Below are 871 nucleotides of genomic sequence, written 5' to 3'. Positions count from 1 at the left end.
GTCGTAACAAGGTAGCCGTACCGGAAGGTGCGGCTGGAACACCTCCTTTCTGGAATCAGGATTATTTTTCTGTCTTACCTGCTACTTCATTGATTTATGTATTAGGGGCCTGTAGCTCAGGTGGTTAGAGCGCTACACTGATAATGTAGAGGTCCGTGGTTCGAGTCCACGCAGGCCCACTTTATTTAGCAACCCAGTTTTGGATTAGCTCAGCTGTCTATAGCATCCCGATTTATGTCGGGAGGGTCAACTGGTCGAAACCGAGGAGATAAAAAATCAGGGGGATTAGCTCAGCTGTCAATAGCATCCCGACTTATGTCGGGAGGGTCAGCGGCTCGAAACCGGGAGATAGAAAATCAGGGGGATTAGCTCAGCTGTCTATAGCATCCCGACTTATGTCGGGAGGGTCAGCTGTTCGAAACCGGGAAATAGAAAATCAGGGGGATTAGCTCAGCTGGCTAGAGCACCTGCCTTGCACGCAGGGGGTCAACGGTTCGAATCCGTTATCCTCCACAAAGATAGAACTCACAAGGAGTTTTGTAAAAACAAGGAATGCTGTCTAGAGCATCCCGACACAGTCGGGAGGGTCAACGGTTCGAATCCCTGCCTGACGGCAGGCAGGCGTTATCCTCCACAAAGATAGAACTCACAAGGAGTTTTGTAAAAACAAAGAATGCTGTCTAGAGCATCCCGACACAGTCGGGAGGGTCAACGGTTCGAATCCCTGTCTGATGGCAGGCAATCGTTATCCTCTACTTAAGTAGAAAATTTAATGAGCAAAAGGTTCATTACTTTATTATTCAAAATGGAATAACCATTGATCACATTAGGAGATCAGAAAGTTCATTGACATGTTGAGCGGAGAATGCAA

General features: G+C 47.4%; 2 tRNA genes and 1 rRNA gene. All 3 read left to right on the top strand.

The features are described from left to right. Nucleotides 1-49: ribosomal RNA gene (locus GJQ68_RS23760) — 16S ribosomal RNA — on the top strand; the annotation flags it as partial. Nucleotides 50-105: 56 nt separating this feature from the next. Then, nucleotides 106-179 (top strand) — tRNA-Ile (locus tag GJQ68_RS23095). Between the two features lie 260 nt (nt 180-439). After that, a tRNA-Ala gene (locus GJQ68_RS23090) sits at nt 440-513 on the top strand. Nucleotides 514-871: the final 358 nt, after the last annotated feature.

Source organism: Cyclobacterium roseum (assembly GCF_010119225.1).
Lineage (GTDB): Bacteria > Bacteroidota > Bacteroidia > Cytophagales > Cyclobacteriaceae > Cyclobacterium > Cyclobacterium roseum.
Note: the sequence above shows the minus strand (reverse complement) of the source record. Positions and strands in the feature narration are given on the sequence as shown.